General features: G+C 65.7%; 21 protein-coding genes. 9 read left to right on the top strand and 12 right to left on the bottom strand.

Annotated features, from left to right (window positions below; translation table 11 throughout):
* The first annotated feature begins 140 nt into the window (after positions 1–140).
* Both N2603_RS44160 and N2603_RS44165 read left to right on the top strand, forming a co-directional pair.
* Positions 141–626 carry a tripartite tricarboxylate transporter TctB family protein gene (locus N2603_RS44160; protein ID WP_260387140.1) on the top strand — a complete coding sequence of 162 codons (486 nt, stop codon included), beginning with the start codon at positions 141–143 and terminating at the stop codon, positions 624–626.
* A 4-nt stretch (positions 627–630) separates the two neighbouring features.
* Positions 631–2,130, top strand: a complete 1,500-nt coding sequence (locus tag N2603_RS44165) for a tripartite tricarboxylate transporter permease (protein ID WP_260387141.1) — start codon at positions 631–633, stop codon at positions 2,128–2,130.
* Between the two features lie 151 nt (positions 2,131–2,281).
* Here N2603_RS44165 and N2603_RS44170 read toward each other — a convergent pair whose 3' ends face one another.
* Entirely contained in the window at positions 2,282–2,746 is a 465-nt protein-coding gene (locus N2603_RS44170) for a MarR family winged helix-turn-helix transcriptional regulator (RefSeq protein WP_260387142.1), read from the bottom strand.
* Between the two features lie 97 nt (positions 2,747–2,843).
* On the opposite strand from N2603_RS44170, the gene N2603_RS44175 reads away from it, so the two are divergent.
* Positions 2,844–3,212, top strand: a complete 369-nt coding sequence (locus tag N2603_RS44175; RefSeq protein WP_260387143.1) for an antibiotic biosynthesis monooxygenase family protein — start codon at positions 2,844–2,846, stop codon at positions 3,210–3,212.
* Positions 3,213–3,427: 215 nt separating this feature from the next.
* Here the strand turns inward: N2603_RS44175 and N2603_RS44180 are convergent, their stop codons facing one another.
* Positions 3,428–5,122 (bottom strand): bifunctional diguanylate cyclase/phosphodiesterase, encoded by a 1,695-nt coding sequence (locus N2603_RS44180; RefSeq protein ID WP_260387144.1) that lies wholly within the window; start codon positions 5,120–5,122, stop codon positions 3,428–3,430.
* A 221-nt stretch (positions 5,123–5,343) separates the two neighbouring features.
* Between N2603_RS44180 and N2603_RS44185 the strand changes: the two genes are divergently transcribed.
* Entirely contained in the window at positions 5,344–5,604 is a 261-nt protein-coding gene (locus N2603_RS44185; RefSeq protein WP_260387145.1) for a hypothetical protein, read from the top strand.
* 6 nt (positions 5,605–5,610) lie between these two features.
* Here the strand turns inward: N2603_RS44185 and N2603_RS44190 are convergent, their stop codons facing one another.
* The 3 genes from N2603_RS44190 to mtgA all read right to left on the bottom strand — a co-directional run bounded on the left by N2603_RS44190 (position 5,611) and on the right by mtgA (position 7,426).
* Complete coding sequence (locus N2603_RS44190; protein ID WP_260387146.1) at positions 5,611–6,255, bottom strand: hypothetical protein; 645 nt, start codon at positions 6,253–6,255, stop codon at positions 5,611–5,613.
* Positions 6,256–6,399: 144 nt separating this feature from the next.
* Complete coding sequence (gene rpmF / locus N2603_RS44195; protein WP_007598106.1) at positions 6,400–6,582, bottom strand: 50S ribosomal protein L32; 183 nt, start codon at positions 6,580–6,582, stop codon at positions 6,400–6,402.
* Positions 6,583–6,751: 169 nt separating this feature from the next.
* A complete protein-coding gene (gene mtgA / locus N2603_RS44200) occupies positions 6,752–7,426 on the bottom strand; it encodes a monofunctional biosynthetic peptidoglycan transglycosylase (RefSeq protein ID WP_260387147.1) in 675 nt (224 codons plus the stop codon).
* A gap of 161 nt (positions 7,427–7,587) precedes the next feature.
* Between mtgA and N2603_RS44205 the strand changes: the two genes are divergently transcribed.
* Both N2603_RS44205 and N2603_RS44210 read left to right on the top strand, forming a co-directional pair.
* The gene (locus tag N2603_RS44205) at positions 7,588–8,511 is read left to right on the top strand and encodes a polyprenyl synthetase family protein (protein ID WP_260387148.1); all 924 of its coding nucleotides are present in this window, start codon (positions 7,588–7,590) and stop codon (positions 8,509–8,511) included.
* Positions 8,512–8,688: 177 nt separating this feature from the next.
* A complete protein-coding gene (locus N2603_RS44210) occupies positions 8,689–9,378 on the top strand; it encodes a DUF1345 domain-containing protein (protein WP_260387149.1) in 690 nt (229 codons plus the stop codon).
* Positions 9,379–9,434: 56 nt separating this feature from the next.
* Here the strand turns inward: N2603_RS44210 and N2603_RS44215 are convergent, their stop codons facing one another.
* Both N2603_RS44215 and N2603_RS44220 read right to left on the bottom strand, forming a co-directional pair.
* On the bottom strand, positions 9,435–11,243 hold the full coding sequence (locus N2603_RS44215; RefSeq protein WP_260387150.1) for a caspase family protein: 1,809 nt from the start codon (positions 11,241–11,243) through the stop codon (positions 9,435–9,437).
* Positions 11,244–11,425: 182 nt separating this feature from the next.
* Positions 11,426–11,851, bottom strand: a complete 426-nt coding sequence (locus N2603_RS44220; protein ID WP_260387151.1) for a GFA family protein — start codon at positions 11,849–11,851, stop codon at positions 11,426–11,428.
* A 94-nt stretch (positions 11,852–11,945) separates the two neighbouring features.
* Between N2603_RS44220 and N2603_RS44225 the strand changes: the two genes are divergently transcribed.
* The 3 genes from N2603_RS44225 to N2603_RS44235 all read left to right on the top strand — a co-directional run bounded on the left by N2603_RS44225 (position 11,946) and on the right by N2603_RS44235 (position 15,031).
* Complete coding sequence (locus tag N2603_RS44225; RefSeq protein WP_260387152.1) at positions 11,946–12,320, top strand: nuclear transport factor 2 family protein; 375 nt, start codon at positions 11,946–11,948, stop codon at positions 12,318–12,320.
* 185 nt (positions 12,321–12,505) lie between these two features.
* A complete protein-coding gene (bla, locus tag N2603_RS44230) occupies positions 12,506–13,375 on the top strand; it encodes a class A beta-lactamase (RefSeq protein ID WP_260387153.1) in 870 nt (289 codons plus the stop codon).
* A 45-nt stretch (positions 13,376–13,420) separates the two neighbouring features.
* A complete protein-coding gene (locus N2603_RS44235) occupies positions 13,421–15,031 on the top strand; it encodes a Na+/H+ antiporter (protein ID WP_260387154.1) in 1,611 nt (536 codons plus the stop codon).
* A gap of 106 nt (positions 15,032–15,137) precedes the next feature.
* On the opposite strand, the gene N2603_RS44240 is transcribed toward N2603_RS44235, so the two are convergent.
* The 5 genes from N2603_RS44240 to N2603_RS44260 all read right to left on the bottom strand — a co-directional run bounded on the left by N2603_RS44240 (position 15,138) and on the right by N2603_RS44260 (position 20,885).
* Positions 15,138–15,950, bottom strand: coding sequence for an N-acetylmuramoyl-L-alanine amidase (locus tag N2603_RS44240; RefSeq protein ID WP_260387155.1), 813 nt, complete (start codon positions 15,948–15,950; stop codon positions 15,138–15,140).
* A 3-nt stretch (positions 15,951–15,953) separates the two neighbouring features.
* Positions 15,954–17,291, bottom strand: a complete 1,338-nt coding sequence (locus N2603_RS44245) for a Rieske 2Fe-2S domain-containing protein (protein ID WP_260387156.1) — start codon at positions 17,289–17,291, stop codon at positions 15,954–15,956.
* 204 nt (positions 17,292–17,495) lie between these two features.
* Complete coding sequence (locus tag N2603_RS44250; RefSeq protein ID WP_260387157.1) at positions 17,496–18,392, bottom strand: TauD/TfdA dioxygenase family protein; 897 nt, start codon at positions 18,390–18,392, stop codon at positions 17,496–17,498.
* A gap of 243 nt (positions 18,393–18,635) precedes the next feature.
* Entirely contained in the window at positions 18,636–19,919 is a 1,284-nt protein-coding gene (gene ispG, locus N2603_RS44255; RefSeq protein ID WP_018644357.1) for a flavodoxin-dependent (E)-4-hydroxy-3-methylbut-2-enyl-diphosphate synthase, read from the bottom strand.
* A 12-nt stretch (positions 19,920–19,931) separates the two neighbouring features.
* Positions 19,932–20,885, bottom strand: a complete 954-nt coding sequence (locus N2603_RS44260) for a DMT family transporter (protein WP_260387158.1) — start codon at positions 20,883–20,885, stop codon at positions 19,932–19,934.
* Positions 20,886–20,897 lie beyond the last annotated feature (12 nt).

Here is a 20,897-nt window from a genome sequence, read left to right on the forward strand (position 1 = left end):
TGTCACGCACGCTGGCGTCATCCTGAGGTGCGAGCCGCACTTGCGGCTCGCCTCGAAGGATGGATCGGGGCACCGTCGCCCTTCGAGGGCTTCGCTGCGCTCCGCCACCTCAGGGTGACGGTGATCTAAAGGTTCTTCATATGAACGACCAAACCAACGTCAAACTCCGCCTCTCCAACTCCGAGCTCTGGGGCGGGCTGATCGGGCTCGCGCTCGGCGGCTTCGTGATCTGGTCGGGGCTGAAGCTCAAGCTCGGCACCATCAACGACCCCGGCTCCGGCTATGTGCTGTTCTACACGGGCATCCTGATGTGCGTGTTCGCGGGCTCCATCATCGTCTCGGCGATCACGGAGGGCGGGCCGACGCTGGCCTCGCGCTGGGAGAACGTGCGCTGGAGCAAGCCGCTGCTCGTCATCGCCTGCCTCACCGCATTCTCCTTCGCGCTCGAGCCGCTGGGATTTTTGCTGTCGTCGATCCCGCTGATGCTGCTGTTGCTGCGGCTGATCGACCCGGTGCGCTGGACGCTGGCGATCCCGATCGCCGTGCTGGTGCCATCAGGGATGTGGTGGGTGCTCAAGCGCCTGCTGTTGATCCAGCTGCCCTCTGGCCTGTTCGGGATCGGTTGACCGCATGGACACGCTCGCCAATGTCGCGCATGGGTTCGGTGTCGCGCTGACCGGGATCAACCTGCTCTATTGCTTCATCGGTGTCTTCATCGGCACGCTGGTCGGGGTGCTGCCGGGGATCGGGCCGATCTCGGCGATGTCGCTGCTGTTGCCCGTGACGCTGTCCGGCACGCCGGAATCCGGCATCATCATGATGGCCGGCATGTATTACGGCTCGATGTATGGCGGCTCGACCACCTCGATCCTGGTCAACATCCCCGGCGAGGCGGCCTCGGTCGTCACCTGCATCGACGGCCACCAGATGGCGAAGCAGGGCCGCGCCGGTCCCGCGCTCGGCATCTCCGCCTTCGGCTCCTTCATCGCCGGCACGTTTGCGCTGGTCGCCCTGATGCTGGTGGCCCCAAAGCTTGCCAGCATCGCGATCGCATTCGGCCCGGCCGAGTATTTCAGCCTGATGGTGCTCGGCCTCATCGTGCTCACCTTCCTGACCCAGGGCTCGATGCCGAAGGCGCTGCTGATGGCCTGCATCGGCGTCGTGCTCGGCCTGATCGGGCTCGACAGCATCACCGCGCAGCCGCGCCTCACCTTCGGCCGGATGGAGTTGATCGACGGCATCGGCCTCGTGCCCGTGGTCATGGGCCTGTTCGGCGTCGCCGAGGTGCTGCTCAACACCGAGCAGGCGATCAAGCGCGACATCATCAACGCCAAGATCACCCAGCTCCTGCCCAACAAGGATGACTGGCAGGCGAGCGCCGGCCCCGTGGCACGCGGCACGCTGCTCGGCTTCCTGCTCGGCATCCTGCCGGGCGGCGGCGCGGTGGTGGCCTCGTTTGCGTCCTATGCGCTGGAGAAGCGGCTGTCGAAATCACCGGAGCGGTTCGGCCATGGCGCGATCGAAGGCGTCGCGGGCCCCGAATCCGCCAACAACGCGGCTGCCGGCGGTGCGTTCATTCCGCTGATGACCCCGCCGAACGTGGTGATGGCGCTGCTGCTCGGGGCCTTCGTCATCCACGGCCTGCAACCGGGCCCGCTGCTGATCACGCAAAACCCCGGCCTGTTCTGGGGCATCGTCGCCAGCATGTATATCGGCAACGTCATGCTGCTGATCCTCAATCTGCCGATGATCGGCATGTGGGTGCAGCTCCTCAAGCTGCCCTACAACATCCTGTTCCCCCTGATCATCCTGTTCACGATCCTCGGCGTCTATTGCTCGAGCAACAACGTGTTCGACGTCTATGTGATGATCGCGTTCGGAATCATTGGCTATTTCATGCGCAAGCTCGGCTATGAGCCGGCACCGCTGGTGCTCGCCTTCGTGCTCGGACCGATGCTGGAGAACAATCTGCGCAAGTCGCTGATCCTGTCGCAGGGCGATCTCTGGACCTTTGTGCAGCGGCCGATCTCGGCGGCGTGCCTGACGCTGGCGCTGGTGCTGCTGATCGCGCCGCTGCTGCCCGCGCTGCGCAAGAAGCGCGAGCTGGTGGCGCTGGATGAGGGTGCGTGAGGCGCGGCGCCCCTCGCCGCTCCGCTCAAACTTCGTAGGGTGGGCAAAGGCGCGCATGCGCCGTACCCACGATCTGCCAGAGTTGGAGAGAGGTGGTGGGCACGCTTCGCTTTGCCCACCCTACGGCATCTACGCAAAAGGCAAGATGCAGTCAGCCCTCGCCGGTCTCTTCAAGCCGGTCGCGTAGCGCTCCGATCACACGGTGGGCTGCCTCGATCTCCTTCACTGACAGACCTTCCGCCAGGCCGTTGACCCAAGGGGCCTGCAAGCGGCCGGCGGCGTCAAAGACCTTCCTGCCCTTGTCGGTGAGCACCACGAGCTGGGCCCGGCGGTGATGCGGATTGGCCTCGAAGGCAACGAGGCCATCCCGCTCGAGATCGTTGACGATCCGCTGCACGTTCTGGCGGTTGGCGCCGAGATTGCGCGCCAGCCAGGCCACGGGCTCCGGACGCTCGGCATCGACGATCGCCCCCAAAATCTGCCAGCGCGCGCTGGTGAGGCCGAGCGAGGCGACCAGCCGATCACCGGCGGTCAGAAGCAGGCCGTTGGCCCGGAACAGCTCGAGAATGAAGCCGGTCAGGGCCTCGCCCACCGCGGTCCGCTTGGTCCTGGTCATTTGTAATGATCATCCTATCTTGACATCATCATGTCAAATATCTATGTCACATACTGTCGAATTGACATGATGATACCAACTTAACCGGAGTGATGCCATGCCCCATATGCGTCCGCTCGACCCGACTTTCCCGATCGACCGCCAGATCGCGCTCGAGGCCGGCCCCGTGGTGCTGGTCAACCTGTTCACGCTCGATGCCGCGGATGAACCGACCTTCCTGGCGAGCTGGCAGGACGATGCCGCTTTCATGAAGCGGCAGCCGGGTTTCATCTCGACCCAGCTCCACCGCGCGCTCGGCGACAATCCGACCTATCTCAACTACGCGGTCTGGGAGTCCAATGCGCATTTCCGCGCGGCATTCACCCATCCGGAGTTCCGCGCGAAGATCGCGGACTACCCGGCATCGGCCGTCGCAAGTCCGCATCTGTTTCAGAAGGTCGCAGTCGCGGGGATTTGTGTGGCGTAGCTGCGCATCGTCATTGCGAGCGCAGCGAAGCAATCCAGGCTGCCGCCGCGGAAAGATTCTGGATTGCTTCGCTGCGCTCGCAATGACGGCGGAAAGAGTCGAGCCCACGAGAGCAATCGTAGGGTGGGCAAAGGCGCGCTTGCGCCGTGCCCACGTCTCTCCAACTATGCGGCGCGAATGGTGGGCACGCTTCGCTTTGCCTACCCTACGGCATCTCAGCTTGCCGCCGGCAGCGCATTCTCCGCCGCCACACGCCATGGGCGCTCGGCCGAGGCGAGGCCGATCAGGCGGCCCTGGATGTAGTCGCAGCCCCAGTCACGCAGCATGTTGGCTGCTTCCTCGTCCTGAACCCATTCGGCGACAGTCTTGATGTCGAGGCGGCGGGCGAGGTCGATCAGAGTCTGCACGAAGGCGCGGTCGTCGGCGGAGTGCGTGATGTTCTGCACGAAGGCGCCGTCGATCTTGACGATGTCGACGCCGAGCTTGCGCAGGTTTCGGAACGAGGTGTACCCGGCGCCGAAATCGTCGATGGCGATGCGGCTGCCGAAATTCTTCAGCCGCGTGACGAAGCCGCGCACGTCGTCGATGTCCTGGATCGCGACCGTCTCGGTGATCTCGACGATCAACCGCTCGGCGACGCCGGGATGGGCCAGCATCAGCGACTCGATTCCCGCCCACCAGTCCGGATCCATGGTGGTGTCGGGCGAGATATTGAGGCTGAGACTGACATCGGGCGCAGCCGCGAGCTCGGCGACCACGAGCTCGAGCACGCGGTGATCGACCAGGCGGATGAGGCCGAGCCGCTCGGCGACCGGCACGATGTCGGGCGCGAGCAGGACCTGGCCGTCGCCCTGGTCCATCCGCACCAGGCATTCGTGGAATGCGCGCTGGCGCGAGCCAGCCGACACGACGGGCTCATAGGCGAGCTTGATGCGGCGCTCGTTCAGCGCCGTGACGATCTCGTCGGTGACCCGGATGTTGACGCGGCGCTGCGCATCGCGCGTGGCATCCGGACGCCACGCCGCAAACGAGCCGACCCGCCGGCGCTTGGCGGCGTCGAGCGTCTCATGGGCGCGGTTCACAGCCTCGTCGGTGTTGCGGGCATAGCGCGGCAGGCTGACCGCGCCGATCGAGGCGGTGACCGAGACCGGACCGGATTTCGTCGGCACCACCTCGTCGCGGATGCCGGCGAGGAAACGCTCGGCGGCGACGTTCATATCGTCGATGGTGCAGTTCTTCAGGATCAGGCCGAACTTGTTGCCGGAGAAGCGCCCGAGCACGTCGCCGCCGCGCAGGCGCGCGCGGATGCGCTTGGCGATGTCGAGAATCACGGCATCGGCGACGTCGAAGCCGAACGCATCGTTGACGCGGGCGAGGTGATCGATGCCGACCAGCATGAAGGCAGCGGTCGAGCGGAAGCGGGTCGTCTCCTCGATTGCCTCGGCCAGCGCCGCGATCAGATGGGCGCGGTTGAGTTCGCCGGTCAGTGGATCGAGCCGGGCCAGCTTGGACAATTCCTCGTCGCGGGCGTGGCGCTCATTGTTGATGCGGACGGAGCCGATCGCGCGCGTGGGCCGGCCATCGGGGCCGGCGAACCAGCGGCCGGTCTCCTCGATCCAGACCACGGGATCGGAGGCGCTCATGCGCACGCCATACTCGACGCGGTAGGGCGTGCCGTCGGCACCGTGCACGGGGGAGGTCTGCGCCAGCGCGGCGGTCCGCAGCGACTGCGCCGGCTCGATCAGCTTGGCGAATTCGGCGCCGGTCGCGAGCCGCTCGGCGGGGATGCCGGGGAAGACGGCGCCGACCTGCTCGCCCCACACGATGGCGTCGCTGGCGATGTCCCAGGCGAACACGGCCTGGCCGAGGGCGGCCAGGATGTCGGAGGCTTGCGGCAATGCGGGGGTCAAAATCGCCTCATTTCGGGACAGCGGGGAGTCCTGAGCCGGCACAGGATAAAGCCAGATTCGGCTTCGACCCTAGGCAAAGTTGATAAACAATTTGGAAACCACGTTGTGAAGCGAGGGGGGAACCAAACCGGTCCGCCCGGCATAGGCCTTGCGAGTACTGACACGCACCGGCGCGCGCGTCCCGAAACGCGACAATGTCCGCCGGGTCAACGGTGATCGCGATGTTGAGTACTGATCGATCGGATGAGGCGGCAGGCAGCATGGGCACGGCCCTGGTGCCGCTGATCCCGACTGTGCAATGGCTCCACAAGGTGCCGCTGCCCCGCCCCGATTCAAGCTTCGTCACCCAGCTGATCGCCAATGCCGAGCATCTGCCCCAGACCAGCCGGCTCCGCCGCGCCTCGTCCGAGGATGCGCTGATGGCCTATGGCACCAAGCGCCCGCTTGGAAGCGTCACCGCGCGCACGCGACAGGTGGCTTGAGACCGATCAGCGCGGCGCATCGGGCGAGGACGGCGTGCCGTTGCCCGGCTGCAGATGCGGCGAGGGGATTTCCGGCGAGGGCGGGATCACCGGCTTCGGCGCGGGATGATCCATCAGCACGGATTCGGCGACCGATTGCGCGGAGGGCGCGGGTGGGACCACCGGCGCTGGCTGCGCCGGCACCGGCTCGAACTTGGGCTCGGCGGCGGCTTCATCGGCCGGCGGTTCGGCCCGACGCTTCGCCTTACGCGGCGCTGGCACTGTCGTCTCGGCGACATAGGTGACGCGGCGGCGCGTGCGCTGGGCGATGCCGCCGAGGAAATCGGCCATCGCGAGCAGCACCAGCAGGAAAAAGGTGGAGTTGCCGAATTTGGGCCACATCACGAATTCGGCAGCAGCCGCGCCGAATATGATCAGCGACAGCAGATGATCCATCAGGAATTTCGAGCCGGGCCGCGCGCCCTTGACCACCTCGAGCAGCAGCAGCACGACGCCGAGCGCGAGCAGGAGATCGGCGAGCGTGACCGGCCAAGTCTCGCCCGTGATCATCGGCACCTTGAACAGCACGTCCGAAAAGGACACGCTGGGCATCAGGAAGGCGATGATGTTGTAGACCGCGAGCGGAATCAGAAGCAGCGGGAAACCGACCATCGGCGAGATGCCTTCTCGATCAAGATATCCAGACAGGACAATGCGGCGGCGAAGCATTGGCTCCGCCGCCGTCACTGCCATATCTCATGGGTTGGCCGCAATCAGGCAGGCTTAATCATCCTGCCCAAAGATAAGGTCCTGAACTCAGGACTCTTTCTTCTTCAGGACCTGACGGCCCTTGTACATGCCGGTCTTGAGGTCGAGATGGTGCGGACGACGGAGCTCGCCGGAGTCCTTGTCTTCCACATAGGTCGGCTTCTTGATGGCGTCTGCCGAGCGGCGCATGCCACGGCGCGACGGCGAGGTTTTTCTTCTCGGAACGGCCATTTCAATATCCTCTAGGGATTGGTGTTATCGGGGCATCGTCCGGGAGGGGACGGCTCAGCACCCGCAATACGAGGCGAGCTGAATGCCGATCAAGGCCGGGCTTATAGAGGAAGGCTGGCCGTAAAGCTAGGCTTTTGGACCGGAAAATACGTCCGAAGAGGGCCCGGAATCAGCGATTTTCCCGCCAGCAGGTCACAAGCGAGCTCGCCTGGGCCCGCGCCATATAGGTGGCCGCCAGCCGCCGGACGCCCGGTCCCGGGGTCCGGGCGCTGCGTTTGACCGGATTTGGCAGGATCGAGGTCAGAAGCGCGGCCTCCCGGGGCGAGAGGTTTTCGGCCGATTTGCCGAAGGCATAGGCACTGGCCGCCTCCGCCCCAAACTGGCCCTGGGGGCCAAGCTCGGCGATGTTGAGGTAAATTTCCAGGATCCGGGCCTTGGGCAGCACCAGGTCGATCCACAACGCCAGCGGGAATTCGAGCGCCTTGCGGATGAAATCGCGCCCCTGCCAGAGAAACAGGTTTTTTGCGACCTGCTGGGTGATGGTGGAGGCGCCCCGGAACGCGGTGCCGTCCTCCCGCGCGTCGTCGATCGCCTCGCGCAGCGCGCCCCAGTCGATGCCATGATGCTTGCAGAAATGAGCATCCTCGGCTGCCACCACCGCGCGCGGCAGATAGGGCGACATATCAGCCAGATCGATCCACTCCCGCTGCATCGGCGCGCCGCGCAAGCTGCGCCAGGCCATCAGCGTCGAAACAGGGTGGCCGGCGCGGTAGAACGGCGCGATCACATAGGGCGCGAGGACCACGACCGCGAGCACCACCAGCAGGATCTTGACGATGCGCAAATCGACCTTTCCGGCGCAAACTGAACCGCGGCCACGGGCTGGACCATTAAGTCTGTGATAATTCGGGCCTTTTCCAGCACTTTTTAGGCCTTCCAAACGATTGACTGGGGCGGGCGCATAAAGGATTGTCCCGCCGAATTTTAGTTCTGGAGCCTTTCTTGATGACCGGCACGTCCCCGTCCGATTTCGCCAACCGTCTGGACAAGACCGCTGATGACACCGAAGCCCTGCTCGGGCGCCTGCTGTCGGACGACATCCTGCACGATGAGATCGCCCGGCCCAAGCGACTGATGGACGCAATGCGCTATTCGAGCCTGAATGGCGGCAAGCGCCTGCGGCCGTTCCTGGTGGTCGAGAGCGCCGCGGTGTTCGGCGTGCCGCGCGATGCGGCCCTGCTCGTCGGCGCCGCGCTCGAATCCATCCACTGCTACTCGCTGATCCATGACGATCTGCCGGCGATGGACAATTCCGACCTGCGCCGCGGTCGCCCCACCCTGCACAAGCAGACCGACGACGCCACCGCGATCCTCGCCGGCGACGGCCTGCTGACGCTCGCTTTCGACATCGTCACCCGCGACGAGATCCATCGCGACGCCAATGTGCGGCTCTTGCTGACGCGCGCGCTGGCGCGCTGCGCCGGCATCGGCGGCATGGTTGGCGGCCAGATCCTCGACCTCGCCGGCGAAGGCCGATTCGGCGGCAACGAACCGATCGATGTCGCCCGCATTCAGCAGATGAAGACCGGTGCGCTCTTGCGCTACGGCTGCATCGCCGGCGCGATCCTCGGCCAGGCCTCGCAGAAGGAATATCAGGCGCTCGACGATTACGGCCGCGCGCTCGGCGAAGCCTTCCAGATCGCCGACGATCTGCTCGACGTCGAAGGCGATGCCGCCGCGCTCGGCAAGCCGGCCGGCGCCGATGCCGCGCTCGGCAAGACCACCTTCGTGACCCAGCTCGGCATCGAAGGCGCCAAGCAGCGCGTGCGCGACCTGCTGGCGCGCGCCGACAGCGCCGTCTCGATCTTCGGCGACCGCGCCGCCGTGCTGCAAGCCGCCGCGCGCTTCGTCGCCGAGCGGAAGAGCTAGCAACTCCGGGCGGCCGTTCTTAAGAACGCCGAGGCGAAGCGCCGGGTGAGGGTTCCCTCCTCTTGGGGGTTCTCGAATGTGGAGACACCCTCTCCCCACCCCTCCCCCGCAAGCGGGGGAGGGAGCGCACCTGCGATGCGGCGACAACGAGAGTTGAGCGAGGGAGCCGTCACCGTTATGGCCACCGACAAGGAAGACCCCGTCCTCGTCCGCTTCCGCAAGATGTCGCGGCCGGTGCGGCTGATCTATGCACGGCCGCGGACCTTCATCGCGCTCGCGGCCGGCATCCTGGTCAGCCTGCTGCTGCCGGGCTCGCACCGGCTGGTGACGCGGCTCCTGTTCGGCTGGGACGCGCTGATCGCCGTCTATCTCGTGCTGGTCTATGCGATGATGCTGTGCAACGACCACCAGCACATCCGCCGCGCTGCCGCGATGCAGGATGACGGCCGCTTCGTGATCCTGCTGGTGACGGCAATCGGCGCCTTCGCCAGTATCGCGGCGATCGTTTCCGAGCTCGGCACGCCACATCGGGGGGCGCTGGAGCTGACCATCGCGATCACCACGATCGCGCTGTCATGGGCCGCCGTGCACACCACCTTCGCGCTGCACTACGCCCATGATTACTATCGCAACGCCAAGCCGGGCGGCCTGCAGTTTCCGAGCGGCGACAAGGAAGACCACGCCGACTATTGGGACTTCATCTACTTCTCGTTCGTGATCGGCATGACCGCGCAGGTCTCCGACGTCGGCATCACCGACAAGACCATCCGCCGCACCGCCACCGCCCACGGCATCGTGTCCTTCATCTACAATACGGCCTTGCTGGCGCTGACGGTGAACATCGCGGCGAGCGCGATTTCGACGTAGGTGTCGTCCCGGCCCCCGTGCGCAATTGCGCACTAGACCGGGACGACCCGATTAGCTCAGTTGCACACCTCGGCATTGGCATCGTTGCCGGGGCCGCCGCCGCCGCGATATTCAAGATGGCAGCCGCGGCTGACCGGACGGCAACCGCTGCTGTTGCAGAAGACCTGGCCGCCACCCGAACGACGGCCGGCGGCAGCGATGCCGGCAGCTGCACCGTAGCCGCCTGCCGCTTCGGCCGCCGCACCGCCGGCCTGACGGCGCTGCCGTGCCGGACGCTCGTCGCCGTCGTCGCGCTTGGCGGTTGCAGGCTTGGCCGGCTTGGCGGCGCGCTGCTTCTCGCACTCATTGTCGTCGTTGACCGCATAGCCCTCACGGCAGACGATCTTCGTGCACTTGTCGCCGTCGGCCTTGAAGCCATGCTCGCAAACCAGCGGACAGACCCGCGACGGCTTCGACTTGACCGTATCGAGCGCGTCGGTGCTCGCGACCTTCACGTCGAGCTTGGTGCCGGCATAGCGGTTGAACTGCGACAGTGAGCGCTGCGAGGACGTGGTCCAGTTGCCGTCGGCCTGACCGGAGAAGCAGCCGACCCGGCCGAGCTCGGTCTGCACCGAGCGGCTGAGATCGGCTGGCGTCGCCGCCGGCGTCAGCGAGGCAACGTTGGTGCCGGCCGGGCCCGCGGTGCTGGCCGGCGCAGTGCTCGGCGCCGAGGCGGCGAGATTGACGCGCTGCTGCTCGGCGGCGGCCGCCTGCTGCTGCGCCTGCTCCTTCGCCTTCTGCGCGGCGAGCTGGGCCTGCTCGGCGGCCTTTGCATCGGCCGCAGCTTTGGCCTGCGCATCCTTCTGCGCGCCGAGAGCGGCAAGACGATCGCGCTCGGCCTCGGCCTGCTTCGCCTTCTCGATCGCCGCCGCATGGGCCTGCTCGGCCTGGATCTTGTCGATCTGCAGCTTGGCGAGGTTCGCATAGAAGCCGTCAGGGTGCTGGGCCAGGAAGGCTTCCCACGCCGGCTTGTTGCCGACCTGGAGCACGAGCTCGTAGTCGCGGCGCATGTCGGCCTGCGGATTCGCCGCAGGTGCTGCAGCCACCGCCTTGACCGGCACCAGCGGGACATCGTCGCCGCCGAGCGAGCCATAGACGAACGGCTCCTGCTTGTTGCCGGTCGACTTCAGCACGTCGTCGCGCACGAAGCCGAAGGCGCGGCGGACGTCGAGGCCCGGCGTCGTCAGATGCTTCGACAGCGCGACCGTAAACGGGCTGTTGGCGCCGTCACCGTCCTGCGCCGTGAAGCCGGCCTTGGCCGAATAGGCGATCAGCGTGTTGGGGCTGGTCGGCTCGACCTGGGCGAGACCGCGGCCGATGCCGCGCGAGGCGATCGTGCGCTTCATGGTCTTGCCGAACGGATTGTCGCGGCAGGCATCCAGGATCACCAGGCGGAGCTGCTTGGCGGGCTCGACCGCGACCAGGACGCGGTCGAGCGACAGCGCTTCGTCGTAGACGTCGGTGTCACGCTCGAGCCTGGCATCGACGGGGATCAGATAGTTGGAGCCTTCGACCTCGATGCCGTGACCGGCATAGTAGACCACGGCAATATCGGCAGTGCGGGTCGCGTCGGCAAAGTCGCGCAGCACGCGCCGCGTATCCTGGGCGGACAGATCGTGCCGGGACTCGACGACGTCGAAACCGGCCTCCTTCAGCGTCTTCGCCATTACCGCGCCGTCATTGACGGGATTGGCCAGCGAGGGGGCGTGCTGGTAGGCCGAGTTGGCGAGCACCAGCGCCACGCGCTTTCCGGCAAAGGCGGGCTCGGCGCCAAGCAGCAGCGTGGCAACGAGGAGAAGCGGGCAAAGTCTGAGCAGGTTGCGCATGACACGGCTTCCGAAGTTCAGGGCCATCCGGGCCCCCTTTGGGATCGCTCTAGCAGGACCCATCGCCGGCGCTTGTGATGGAGGTCACGAAGGCGGCATCGACGACAGGCCGAAAGACCCTCTATGTTTGTCGCGCCAGCGCGATCGGGGTTCGGCGACACGCGCGGCGCGGGCCGGTTCCCCTAGGAACCGATATGTCCCCGATACTGCGGCAGATCGTCCGTAATCTCGTGCCAGGGCGCCTTCGAGCCTACGAAAATATGGGCGCTCGGCCGGATCGAGGGGGCATCGACCAGGGTTCCCATAGCGACATGGACCCATTTTCCCTCCCGCACCCGAGAATAGAGTAGCGAGCCGCAGCGGGCGCAGTGGGCGTCATGGGTGGTGTCGTCCCCGAAAATGAGCCGCTGGTCGCCGCCCTGGACGATGCGGAGCTTCTCCTGCGCGATGCCGGCGAACGGCTTGAAGGCCGAACCGGTGGTGCGGCGGCAGTTCGAACAATGGCAGTTCATCGCATAGGAGAACGCGTCCGCCACTTCAAAGCGCACCGTGCGGCAATAGCATTCGCCGGTCAGGATACGAGCGTTCGAATTTTCTGATCCGGTCATGGCGAGGCCTTCGCGCAAATGGCTGACACACCCATAGCGCATTATGATGCGTACGACTAAGTTCCGCCCAAGCCATCATGCAAAGGGATGACCCATGAGCCAGAACCGTTCGAGCGTCGAAGCCGTCGTGCAATCCTACTTTGACGGGCTCTATGAGGGCGACGCCGAAAAGCTCGGCGCCATCTTCCATCCCTCCGCCGATCTGCGCTGGGTCGAGAAGGGCGAGCTTCAGGTCCTGACCGTGCCGGACTGGCTCGACCGCGTGCGCAAGCGCGCCTCCGCCAAGGCCGAAGGCAAGCCGCGCGAGGATTTCATCGTCACCATCGACCGCTCGGACGAGAAGACCGCCTTCATCAAGGTCCGCTGCCAGCTGCCGCCGCGCTATTTCACCGACTACCTGGTGGCGATGAAGCTCGCAGATGGCTGGCAGATCGTGTCGAAATCGTACAGGTATGACCTGAGGGAGTGAAGGGCAAAGCCCTCCGCTGCCCGAAATCGGGCGCACTCGCTCCCCAGTCTCCGTCATTGCGAACGTAGCGAAGCAATCCAGAATCCCTCCGCGGAGACAGACTGGAGTGCTTCGCTGCGCTCGCAATGACGCGGCGGATGCATCATCCGCCAAATTTCCCGCCTCCACTCACCTGAAAGTCCCCCATGCTTTTCGACCGCCGTTCCCTGCTCGCCTCGCTCGCCTGGATGGCCGCTTCTCCCGCGCTTGCGGCAGAGGCGCCGCCAGAGCTCGAAACCTATGAGCGCGACAGCGGCGGGCGGATCGGGCTCTATGCGGAGAATCTCGCAACCGGCAAGAAGCTCGCCTGGCGGGCTGACGAGCGCTTCGTCATGTGCTCGACCTTCAAGGCTTCGCTTGCGGCCTGCGTGCTGGCGCGGGTCGACCGCGGCGAGGAGCAGCTTGCGGCCATGATCGCTTACGGCCAGGCCGACCTGCTCGACTACGCGCCGGTTGCCAAGCACAATCTCGCGGCCGGCAAGATGTCGGTCGCCGAGATGTGCAAGGCGATCGTCGAGCTCAGCGACAACACCTGTGCCAATCTGCTGCTGGCGCGCATCGGCGGGCCGGCCACGCTCACCGCATTCTGGCGATCGCTCGGCGACACCACCTCGCGGCTCGACCACAATGAGCCCGAGCTCAACCGCTCGCCGCCCGGCAATCCCCAGGACACCACGACGCCGGCCGCAATGGCGGGCAATTTGCGCCGGCTGGTGACGGGCGAAGCGCTGTCAGCGGCATCACGTGCCCAGCTCACCGACTGGATGGTGAACTGCAAGACCGGCGCGAACCGGCTGCGCGGCGGCCTGCCGGCGGACTGGACCATCGGCGACAAGACCGGCAACAACGGCAAGGATGCGTCGGGCGACATCGCGGTGGTCTGGCCCAAGCTCGACAACAAGCCGGATGCGCCGATCCTGATCGCGGCCTACACCCAGGGCGGCACGCCGAATGCTGCGCAGATCGCGGCCGTGTTCGCCCGCATCGGACGCATGGTGGCGGAGCGGCTGGCGTAAGACCGCCGCATTGACCTCTTGGCCGCTTCCGGGCCAAGACAGGCCATGATCGCAGCGAAATTCCAGACCTTCCTGATCCTGCTCGCGGTGCTGGCGGGCACCGCGCTGGTCGCCCGCCGCTTCAACATCGCGCCTGCGATCCTGCTGATGCTCTCCGGCGTCGGCCTCGCCTTCGTGCCGGGCATGCCGCCGGTCGAGCTGCCGCCGGAACTGGTGCTGCTGATGGTGCTGCCGCCGCTGATCTATTCGGCGAGCGTCGCCATGAGCTGGCGCGAGTTCAGGAACAATCTGCGGCCGATCGTGCTGCTCGCGGTCGGCGCGGTGATCTTCACTGCGGCGCTGGTGGCGGCCGCCACGCATTATCTGATCGGCCTGCCCTTGACCGTGGGCTTCCTGCTCGGGGCGATCGTCGCGCCGCCCGACGTGGTGGCCCCGCTCGCGATCGCGCGCCGCCTCAATATGCCGCGCCGGCTCCTGGTCATCCTCGAGGGCGAAGGGCTCGCCAACGACGCCACCGCGCTGATCCTCTATCGCTTCGCGCTCGCCGCCATCATGGTCGGACATTTCTCGCTGCCGCTCGCGGCCGGCGAGTTCCTGCTGATCGTGGCCAGCGAGATCGCCTTCGGCATCGGCGTCGGCTGGCTCTCGCTGCGCTTCCGCAAATGGTCGAGGGATCCCCAGGTCGAGCTGACGCTGTCGCTGATCACGCCTTACGTCTCCTACTGGCTGCCCGAGCATGTCGGCGGCTCCGGCGTGATCGCGACCGTCGCCTGCGGCCTCTATGTCAGCTGGAACGGCCCGCTGCTGATCTCCTCGGCGACGCGCCTGCAGGGCATCTTCTTCTGGGACCTCATCATCTACCTGATCGAGGGCCTGCTGTTCCTGCTCACCGGCTTCCAGATGCGCGCGCTCTACGAGAAGTCGAAGGCGTTCCCGCTCGACGACATCCTGATCGCGACCGCCGTCGTTCTGACGATCATCGTGACCGCGCGCTTCGCCTGGCTCTATCCCGCGACCTATCTGCCGCGGATCCTCTCCAAATCGCTGCGCGAGCGCGATCCGTCGCCGCCATGGCAATGGCCGTTCGTGCTCGCCTTCACCGGCGTGCGCGGCGCGGTGTCGCTGGCGGCCGCGCTGGCGCTGCCGTTCACGCTGCCCGGCGGCGAGGCCTTTCCTTATCGCGACCTGATCCTGTTCGTCGCCTTCGGCGTCATCTTCGTGACGCTGATCGGCGTCGGCCTGACGCTGCCGCCCGTAGTGCGCTGGCTCGGCGTCGCCGAAGCGGGCCGCCATGAGCATGTCAGCGAGCACGAGGCCGAGATCGCGGCGCGACGCCAGGCGCTCGACGCCGCGCTGAAGTCGCTCGATGCGTTGACCGCGGAAAAGGAAATCTCCGACGAGGTGATGCGGCTCCTGCGCGCCCGCCACGAGATCCGCGTCAACCAGCTGCCCGATTCACTCGATCCCGCCCATCACGACGTCTCCGCCGCTGGCACCGCACTGACCCGCAACCTGATCGACGCCGAGCGCAAATTCATCCACGACCTGTTGCGCGACGGCCAGATCACCGACGAGACAAGGCGCCGGATCGAGCGGGACCTCGATCTGGAGGAGGCGAGCCTGGCGAACCGGGAGTACCGGGGCGGGCCGCTATAGCCCTCTCGTCATTGCGAGCGCAGCGAAGCAATCCAGACTGCTGCCGCGGAAAGACTCTGGATTGCTTCGCTGCGCTCGCAATGACGGGCTGAAACACCGAGGCGATCTACCGCCTCTCGCAAAATTCCCCTACCGCCGCCGCCACCGCCCCTGCAATCAGCTCCTGCCGCTCGGCCGAGTTCATCTCCATCTCCTCGTCGCGGTTGATGATGGAGCCGGCTTCGAGCAGCACGGCGGCGCTTCTCGTTCGCGACAGCACGATGAGCCCGTCATAGCGGTAGACGCCGACATCCTTGTCGAGCAGCTGGCGCCGGTAGCGGCCCATCACCGGCAAGGTGTATTGGCTCGCATAGTGCAGGCCCTGCTCCTTCAACTGCCTGCCGATCATCCGCGCCAATTTCAGGCTGGTGGTGAATTGCGGATTGCGCTCGGAGACGAACAGCGAGTGGCCCGAAAATCGATCGCTGAAATAGCTCTTCGCGCCGTCGAATTCCCAGGTGTCGAGCAGCTTGTCCGGCACCGAATCGTGATGAACCGACAGGAAGAGATCGGCGCGGCCGTCATTGGCGGCACCGACGCGCTTGAACAGGCTCGGCCGCGCCTTGCCGTCCGTGACGAGCAGGCGGGTTGCGGCAAAGCCCTCGGACTTGAGCTTCGTCGTGATGAGACTTGCGAGCCGGAAGTTGAAGCCGAACTCCGGATCGTTGCGCGCGCTCAAGGCGCCGTAGGAGTCCGGGGTGTGACCGACATCCACGACGATCCGGAATTTCGGCATCTCGCATTTGACCGGTGATGGCGGCGGCCTGGATTTCGCAGTTTTCCGCGCGGCAGCGGCGGGACCAGCAGCGAACGACGTCAGCAGGATCGACGCGACCAGCGGCGCAAGAAGAGCTGCGATGATGCTGCGCGATTGCCTCAAGCGCTACTCCGCTGCCGCAATCCTGGGACGGCCGACGAAGCCGGCGACGTCGCCAAAACGTTCCAGCATCACCGCGGGCAGGTCCTTGGCCTTGCTGGTGACGCAGGCACCGGAGCGCACCGCGTAGCGGTCCTGATGCGCGGCCTGCGGCGGCGGCTCGCCCTGCTGGAGCGCGCGCGCCAGCTCCATGACGACTTTGCGGAAACGCATGATGCCGAGATCGGTCGGGCCGAGATGCTCGCGGGTGCGATCGGCGATCGGGCCCTGGCTGTCCTGCACGGCAGCGTCCTGCTCGGAGACGCCCTTGATGCCGGTATAGCTCCGGGTCTTCTGAAGCCTGCGATCGATCAGGTAGTCGTTGCCCTTGTGGCGCAGCGGTACGTAATTGTCGTCGACCTCTGCGATCACGCCATTGCCGCGATCGTAGGCGTCGCGCTCGGCCTGCGTCAGCGGCCGCTCCGGATTCCAGGCATAAGTATAGATCCAGCAATTGGTGTCGGTGACGGGCACGAAGGTCTGGCCAAAAATGTTCTCGCCTGGCATCGCACTCGGTGCATAGGCATGGAACGGCATCAGGAACTGCGCGATGCGCCAGTAGATGTTGTCGCTGCCGGTAAGCCGGCCGCCGGCAATCGTCAGCCCCGCTTCGTGCGGAGTGACCTTGATCACCGGACGCGGGTCCTCGGCAATCCAGCGCATGTGGTCACTCGACATCCGCTGAAGCGGATTCACAAAATGCTTCTTGATGTCCAGGATCTCGTTCTCCTCCTTGTCGAAGGAGAGATGGGCGAAGGTGAAATGCGCGGTGTCGATCGAGCCTTCCAGCGCCTGCACCCAGTTGCAGTCCTGCCATTTCTTGCTGACGTAGCGGTGCGAGGCCGGCAGCAGCGCCATCTCGAGATCGGGCAGCTCGGGCATCGCGTCCGCCGGGCCCATATAGGCCCAGATCATCTCACCCCATTCGCGCACCGGATAGGATTTGATGCGGATGAGATCCTTGGCGTTGAGATCGGGATAGGAGGTCGGCATGTCCACGCAGCGGCCGTCGGTGTCGAACTTCCAGCCGTGATAGACGCAGCGGATGCCGCACTCCTCGTTTCGACCAAGCCAGAGATTGGCGCCGCGATGCGGGCAGTACTGGTCGATGACACCGACCACGCCGCGCGTGTCGCGGAAGGCGAGCAGCTCCTCGCCGAGCACGACGATCTTCTTCGGCTCGCCGTCGGGTTCAGGGAGCTCTTCGGAGAGGAGGACGGGAATCCAGAAGCGGCGCAGCAATTCGCCCATGCCCGTGCCGGGGCCGGACTCGGTCAGGAATTTATTGTCCTCTGCGCGGAGCATGGCAGACCCTCCCGATTTGTTTTTTGGGAAGATTGGCGCGGGAGCGGGAAGACGTCAACGCAAGGATGATCTCGTGTCCCGGACGCGGCGCGGCCTGAAATGACGCGACGCAGAGCCGGGACCCAGTTTGCCGCCAGAATGGGCCCCGGCTCTGCAGCGCACCGCGTAAGTGCGCGCTACGCTGCGTCCGGGGCACGAGAGGGATCAAACCGGCCTCTCTCCCTTCACTGTCACGCGCGTGCCCGAGCGCGTATGCGGCCAGTAATCCCACATCGCGCGGTGCTGGGTGCAGCGGTTGTCCCAGAAGGCGATGGCGTTCTCGGTCCAGCGGAAGCGGCACTGGAACAGCGGGTTTTCGGCGTGCTGGTAGAGATAGGCGAGCATCGCGTCGCTCTCGTCGCGCGGGATGCCGTTGATGTGGCGGGTGAAGCCGCGGTTGACGTAGAGCGCCTTTCTGCCCGTGACCGGATGCGTGCGCACGACGGGATGCTCCGCGTGCGGATAGCTCGGCCTGTCGGCGACGCCATAGTTCGCATAGAGACCGCGATAGATCGGTTCGCCGTCATGCAGCGCGATGAGCCCGTCGAGATAGGCCTTCATGCGGTCCGACAGCGCCTCGTAGGCCGCATACATGTTGGCGAACAACGTGTCGCCGCCGCGCGGCGGACATTGCTTGATGTAGAGGATCGAGCCCATCGGCGGCTCGAGATCGCAGGACACGTCGGAATGCCAGCCCTCGCCATTGGCGCGCGGCGAGTTCTTGTCGGCGTAGATCTTCATCAAGGCCGGGTCTTCATCCTGGTGCGGCGCGGCCGGATGAAAATGCAGCTCGCCGAACTTGCGGCCGAAGGCGAGATGCTGCTGCGGCGTGATGTGCTGGTCGCGGAAGAAGATGACGAGGTTTTCGGCGAGCGCACGGTGGATCTCGTCCATCTGTTGGTTGGAGCGAGAGTCATCGGAGACGAGCTTGCCGATGTCGGCGCCGGAGATTTCCGCGCCGATGATGGGGGTGAGCTTTTCGACCGCGATGGTCTCGTAAGCCGCACCGTCTTCGGCGGTGTGGCGATAGCGCGGGCCTTGCTTGCCGGCGAGTGAGCTCATGGCGTGTCTCCCGATCGTTCTTGGTTGGGAGTCATCGTAACGCGCGGTGACAGATACGCAATCTGCAACGCAAACACAGCCGTCGTCCCGGGGCGCGCGTAGCGCGAGCCCGGGACCCATAACCACAGGATTTAGTTTTGCGAAAGTTGGTAACTACGACCCGCACCATAACCACGGCCTGTGGTTATGGGTCCCCGCCTTCGCGGGGACGACGGCGGAGTATGAGGCGCTAGCGGAGCGAAATCACTCCGCCGCAGGCGCCGGCACCTTGGCGCCCTGGCCGTAGCGCTGGTCGATGTAGTCGATCACCAGCGCCTTGAAGTCGGCGGAGATGGTCGGGCCGCGCAGCGTGCGGAACTTCTTGCCGTCGACGAACACGGGCGCGGCCGGCGCTTCGCCGGTGCCGGGCAGCGAGATGCCGATATTGGCGTGCTTGGATTCGCCGGGGCCGTTGACGATGCAGCCCATCACCGCAACGTTGAGCTCCTCGACGCCCGGATATTTCGTCTTCCAGGTCGGCATCTCGTCGCGGATGAAATCCTGGATCGAGCGCGCCAGCTCCTGGAACGTGGTCGAGGTGGTGCGGCCGCAGCCGGGGCAGGCCGCAACCAGCGGCACGAAGGTGCGGAAGCCCATGGTCTGCAAGAGCTCCTGGCCGACCTGCACCTCGCGGGTGCGGTCGCCACCGGGCTCCGGCGTCAGCGAGATGCGGATGGTGTCGCCGATGCCCTGCTGCAGGAGAATGCCGAGCGCGGCCGAGGACGCCACGATGCCCTTCGAACCCATGCCGGCTTCGGTGAGCCCGAGATGGATGGCGTAGTCGGAACGAGAGGCGAGATCCTGATAGACCGCGATGAGGTCCTGTACCGCCGAGACCTTGGCGGAGAGGATGATGCGGTCCTTGGGCATGCCGAGCTCTTCGGCGCGCGCGGCCGAGAGCAGCGCGGACTGCACCATGGCCTCGCGCGTCACCGCGCGCACGTCACGCGGGTTCGGCGAGGCGGCGTTCTCGTCCATCAGCTTGGTCAGCAGTTCCTGGTCGAGCGAGCCCCAATTGGCGCCGATGCGCACCGGCTTGCTGTTCTTGTTCGCGATCTCGATGATGTCGGCGAACTGGGTGTCGCGCTTGTCCTTGAAGCCGACATTGCCGGGATTGATGCGGTACTTGGCGAGCGCCTCGGCGCAGGCCGGATAGGCCGCAAGCAGCTTGTGGCCGATATAGTGGAAGTCGCCGATCAACGGCGTGGTGATGCCGCGCTTGGCGAGGCCATCGCGGATGTGCGGAACGGCGGCAGCAGCCTCCTCGCGGTCCACGGTGATGCGGACCATTTCGGAGCCGGCGCGCGCGAGCGCTGCGACCTGGGCAATGGTGCCGTCGATATCGGCGGTGTCGGTGTTGGTCATCGACTGCACGACGATCGGCGCGCCGCCGCCCACAGTGACGTCGCCGACCTTGACCTGGGTGGTGCGATGCCGGGGCGCGGGGCCCGCGATGTCGGAATCGATGGTGTTTTCGAGCTTGTTCATGGCGTCCAAATATCAGGTTTTGGTGACGTTCAGCAATGCATCGCGCGGCGCCGCAGCCGTTTGGCTGGGACGGTTAACCAGAAAAAGCCCAGCAATTACAAGGACCGCAGCGGCCCCGAATGTCAGGCTCAGGGTGTCGTGCATGATGAAATAGCTACCCACCACGCCAAACAAAGGGGTGATGAAGGTAAAAGCGGACAATTTGCTGGCTGAATAGGCCTTCACCAGCGCGAACCAAAGCGTGAACGTGGTTCCCACGACCCAGATCGCCTGGAAGGCCATCAGGCCGAGGGACAGCGGCGCCGGCGTGTGGGTGATGGATTCGCCAAACAGCCAGGCCGCCAGCCCGAGGATCGGGATCGAGGTCGCGACCTGATAGCCCAGCGCCTTCTCGGGCGCGGCGAAGCGCAGCCGTGTGCCCTTGGCGACCAGCGTGGTTGCCGCCCAGAGCCCGGCGCCGCCGACGATCAGGAGGTCGCCGAGCAGGACATGCGAATCGACATTGGGCTGCGGCACGCCGATCGCAAGCGCGACGCCGGCAAAGCTGATGGCAAGACCCAGCCATTGCGAAGCGCCAAGCCGCTCGCCGAGCACTTGGTAGGAGCCGAGCGCGACGAAGAACGGGGCGGTGTAGAGGAACACCACAGCGCGAGAGGCGGAGGTGAGGCGCAGGCCCTGGAAAATCAGCACGAACTCGATGCCGAACATCAGCCCTGCGATCAGGCCGGCCTTCCACGTCCCGTCACGCTCGAAGAATTTCACGCCGCGCAGGGTGCCGATGATGAACAGCACCGGCAGCGCGCCCATCGAACGGATCATCGCCTGGAGCATCGGCGGGATGTCCGGCAGCACCAGCTTCACCGCGATCTGGTTGAATCCCCAGGTCAGGCACAGCATGAGCATCAGGGCGATGGCACCGGCGCTGAGAGGACGGCCGGCAGACGGGTTGGCTTGGGTTACGGACATTTCTTCCTGAGA

The sequence above is a fragment of the Bradyrhizobium huanghuaihaiense genome (assembly GCF_025200885.1).
In the GTDB taxonomy this organism is placed as follows: domain Bacteria; phylum Pseudomonadota; class Alphaproteobacteria; order Rhizobiales; family Xanthobacteraceae; genus Bradyrhizobium; species Bradyrhizobium huanghuaihaiense.

Bases quoted from the DNA above. Each gene is read 5' to 3' on its own strand.
- N2603_RS44160 (WP_260387140.1), top strand. From the start codon at position 141: ATGAACGACCAAACCAACGTCAAACTCCGCCTCTCCAACTCCGAGCTC.
- N2603_RS44165 (WP_260387141.1), top strand. From the start codon at position 631: ATGGACACGCTCGCCAATGTCGCGCATGGGTTCGGTGTCGCGCTGACC.
- N2603_RS44170 (WP_260387142.1), bottom strand. From the start codon at position 2,746: ATGACCAGGACCAAGCGGACCGCGGTGGGCGAGGCCCTGACCGGCTTC.
- N2603_RS44175 (WP_260387143.1), top strand. From the start codon at position 2,844: ATGCCCCATATGCGTCCGCTCGACCCGACTTTCCCGATCGACCGCCAG.
- N2603_RS44185 (WP_260387145.1), top strand. From the start codon at position 5,344: ATGTTGAGTACTGATCGATCGGATGAGGCGGCAGGCAGCATGGGCACG.
- N2603_RS44190 (WP_260387146.1), bottom strand. From the start codon at position 6,255: ATGGTCGGTTTCCCGCTGCTTCTGATTCCGCTCGCGGTCTACAACATC.
- rpmF (WP_007598106.1), bottom strand. From the start codon at position 6,582: ATGGCCGTTCCGAGAAGAAAAACCTCGCCGTCGCGCCGTGGCATGCGC.
- N2603_RS44205 (WP_260387148.1), top strand. From the start codon at position 7,588: ATGACCGGCACGTCCCCGTCCGATTTCGCCAACCGTCTGGACAAGACC.
- N2603_RS44210 (WP_260387149.1), top strand. From the start codon at position 8,689: ATGGCCACCGACAAGGAAGACCCCGTCCTCGTCCGCTTCCGCAAGATG.
- N2603_RS44215 (WP_260387150.1), bottom strand. From the start codon at position 11,243: ATGCGCAACCTGCTCAGACTTTGCCCGCTTCTCCTCGTTGCCACGCTG.
- N2603_RS44220 (WP_260387151.1), bottom strand. From the start codon at position 11,851: ATGACCGGATCAGAAAATTCGAACGCTCGTATCCTGACCGGCGAATGC.
- N2603_RS44225 (WP_260387152.1), top strand. From the start codon at position 11,946: ATGAGCCAGAACCGTTCGAGCGTCGAAGCCGTCGTGCAATCCTACTTT.
- bla (WP_260387153.1), top strand. From the start codon at position 12,506: ATGCTTTTCGACCGCCGTTCCCTGCTCGCCTCGCTCGCCTGGATGGCC.
- N2603_RS44235 (WP_260387154.1), top strand. From the start codon at position 13,421: ATGATCGCAGCGAAATTCCAGACCTTCCTGATCCTGCTCGCGGTGCTG.
- N2603_RS44245 (WP_260387156.1), bottom strand. From the start codon at position 17,291: ATGCTCCGCGCAGAGGACAATAAATTCCTGACCGAGTCCGGCCCCGGC.
- N2603_RS44250 (WP_260387157.1), bottom strand. From the start codon at position 18,392: ATGAGCTCACTCGCCGGCAAGCAAGGCCCGCGCTATCGCCACACCGCC.
- ispG (WP_018644357.1), bottom strand. From the start codon at position 19,919: ATGAACAAGCTCGAAAACACCATCGATTCCGACATCGCGGGCCCCGCG.
- N2603_RS44260 (WP_260387158.1), bottom strand. From the start codon at position 20,885: ATGTCCGTAACCCAAGCCAACCCGTCTGCCGGCCGTCCTCTCAGCGCC.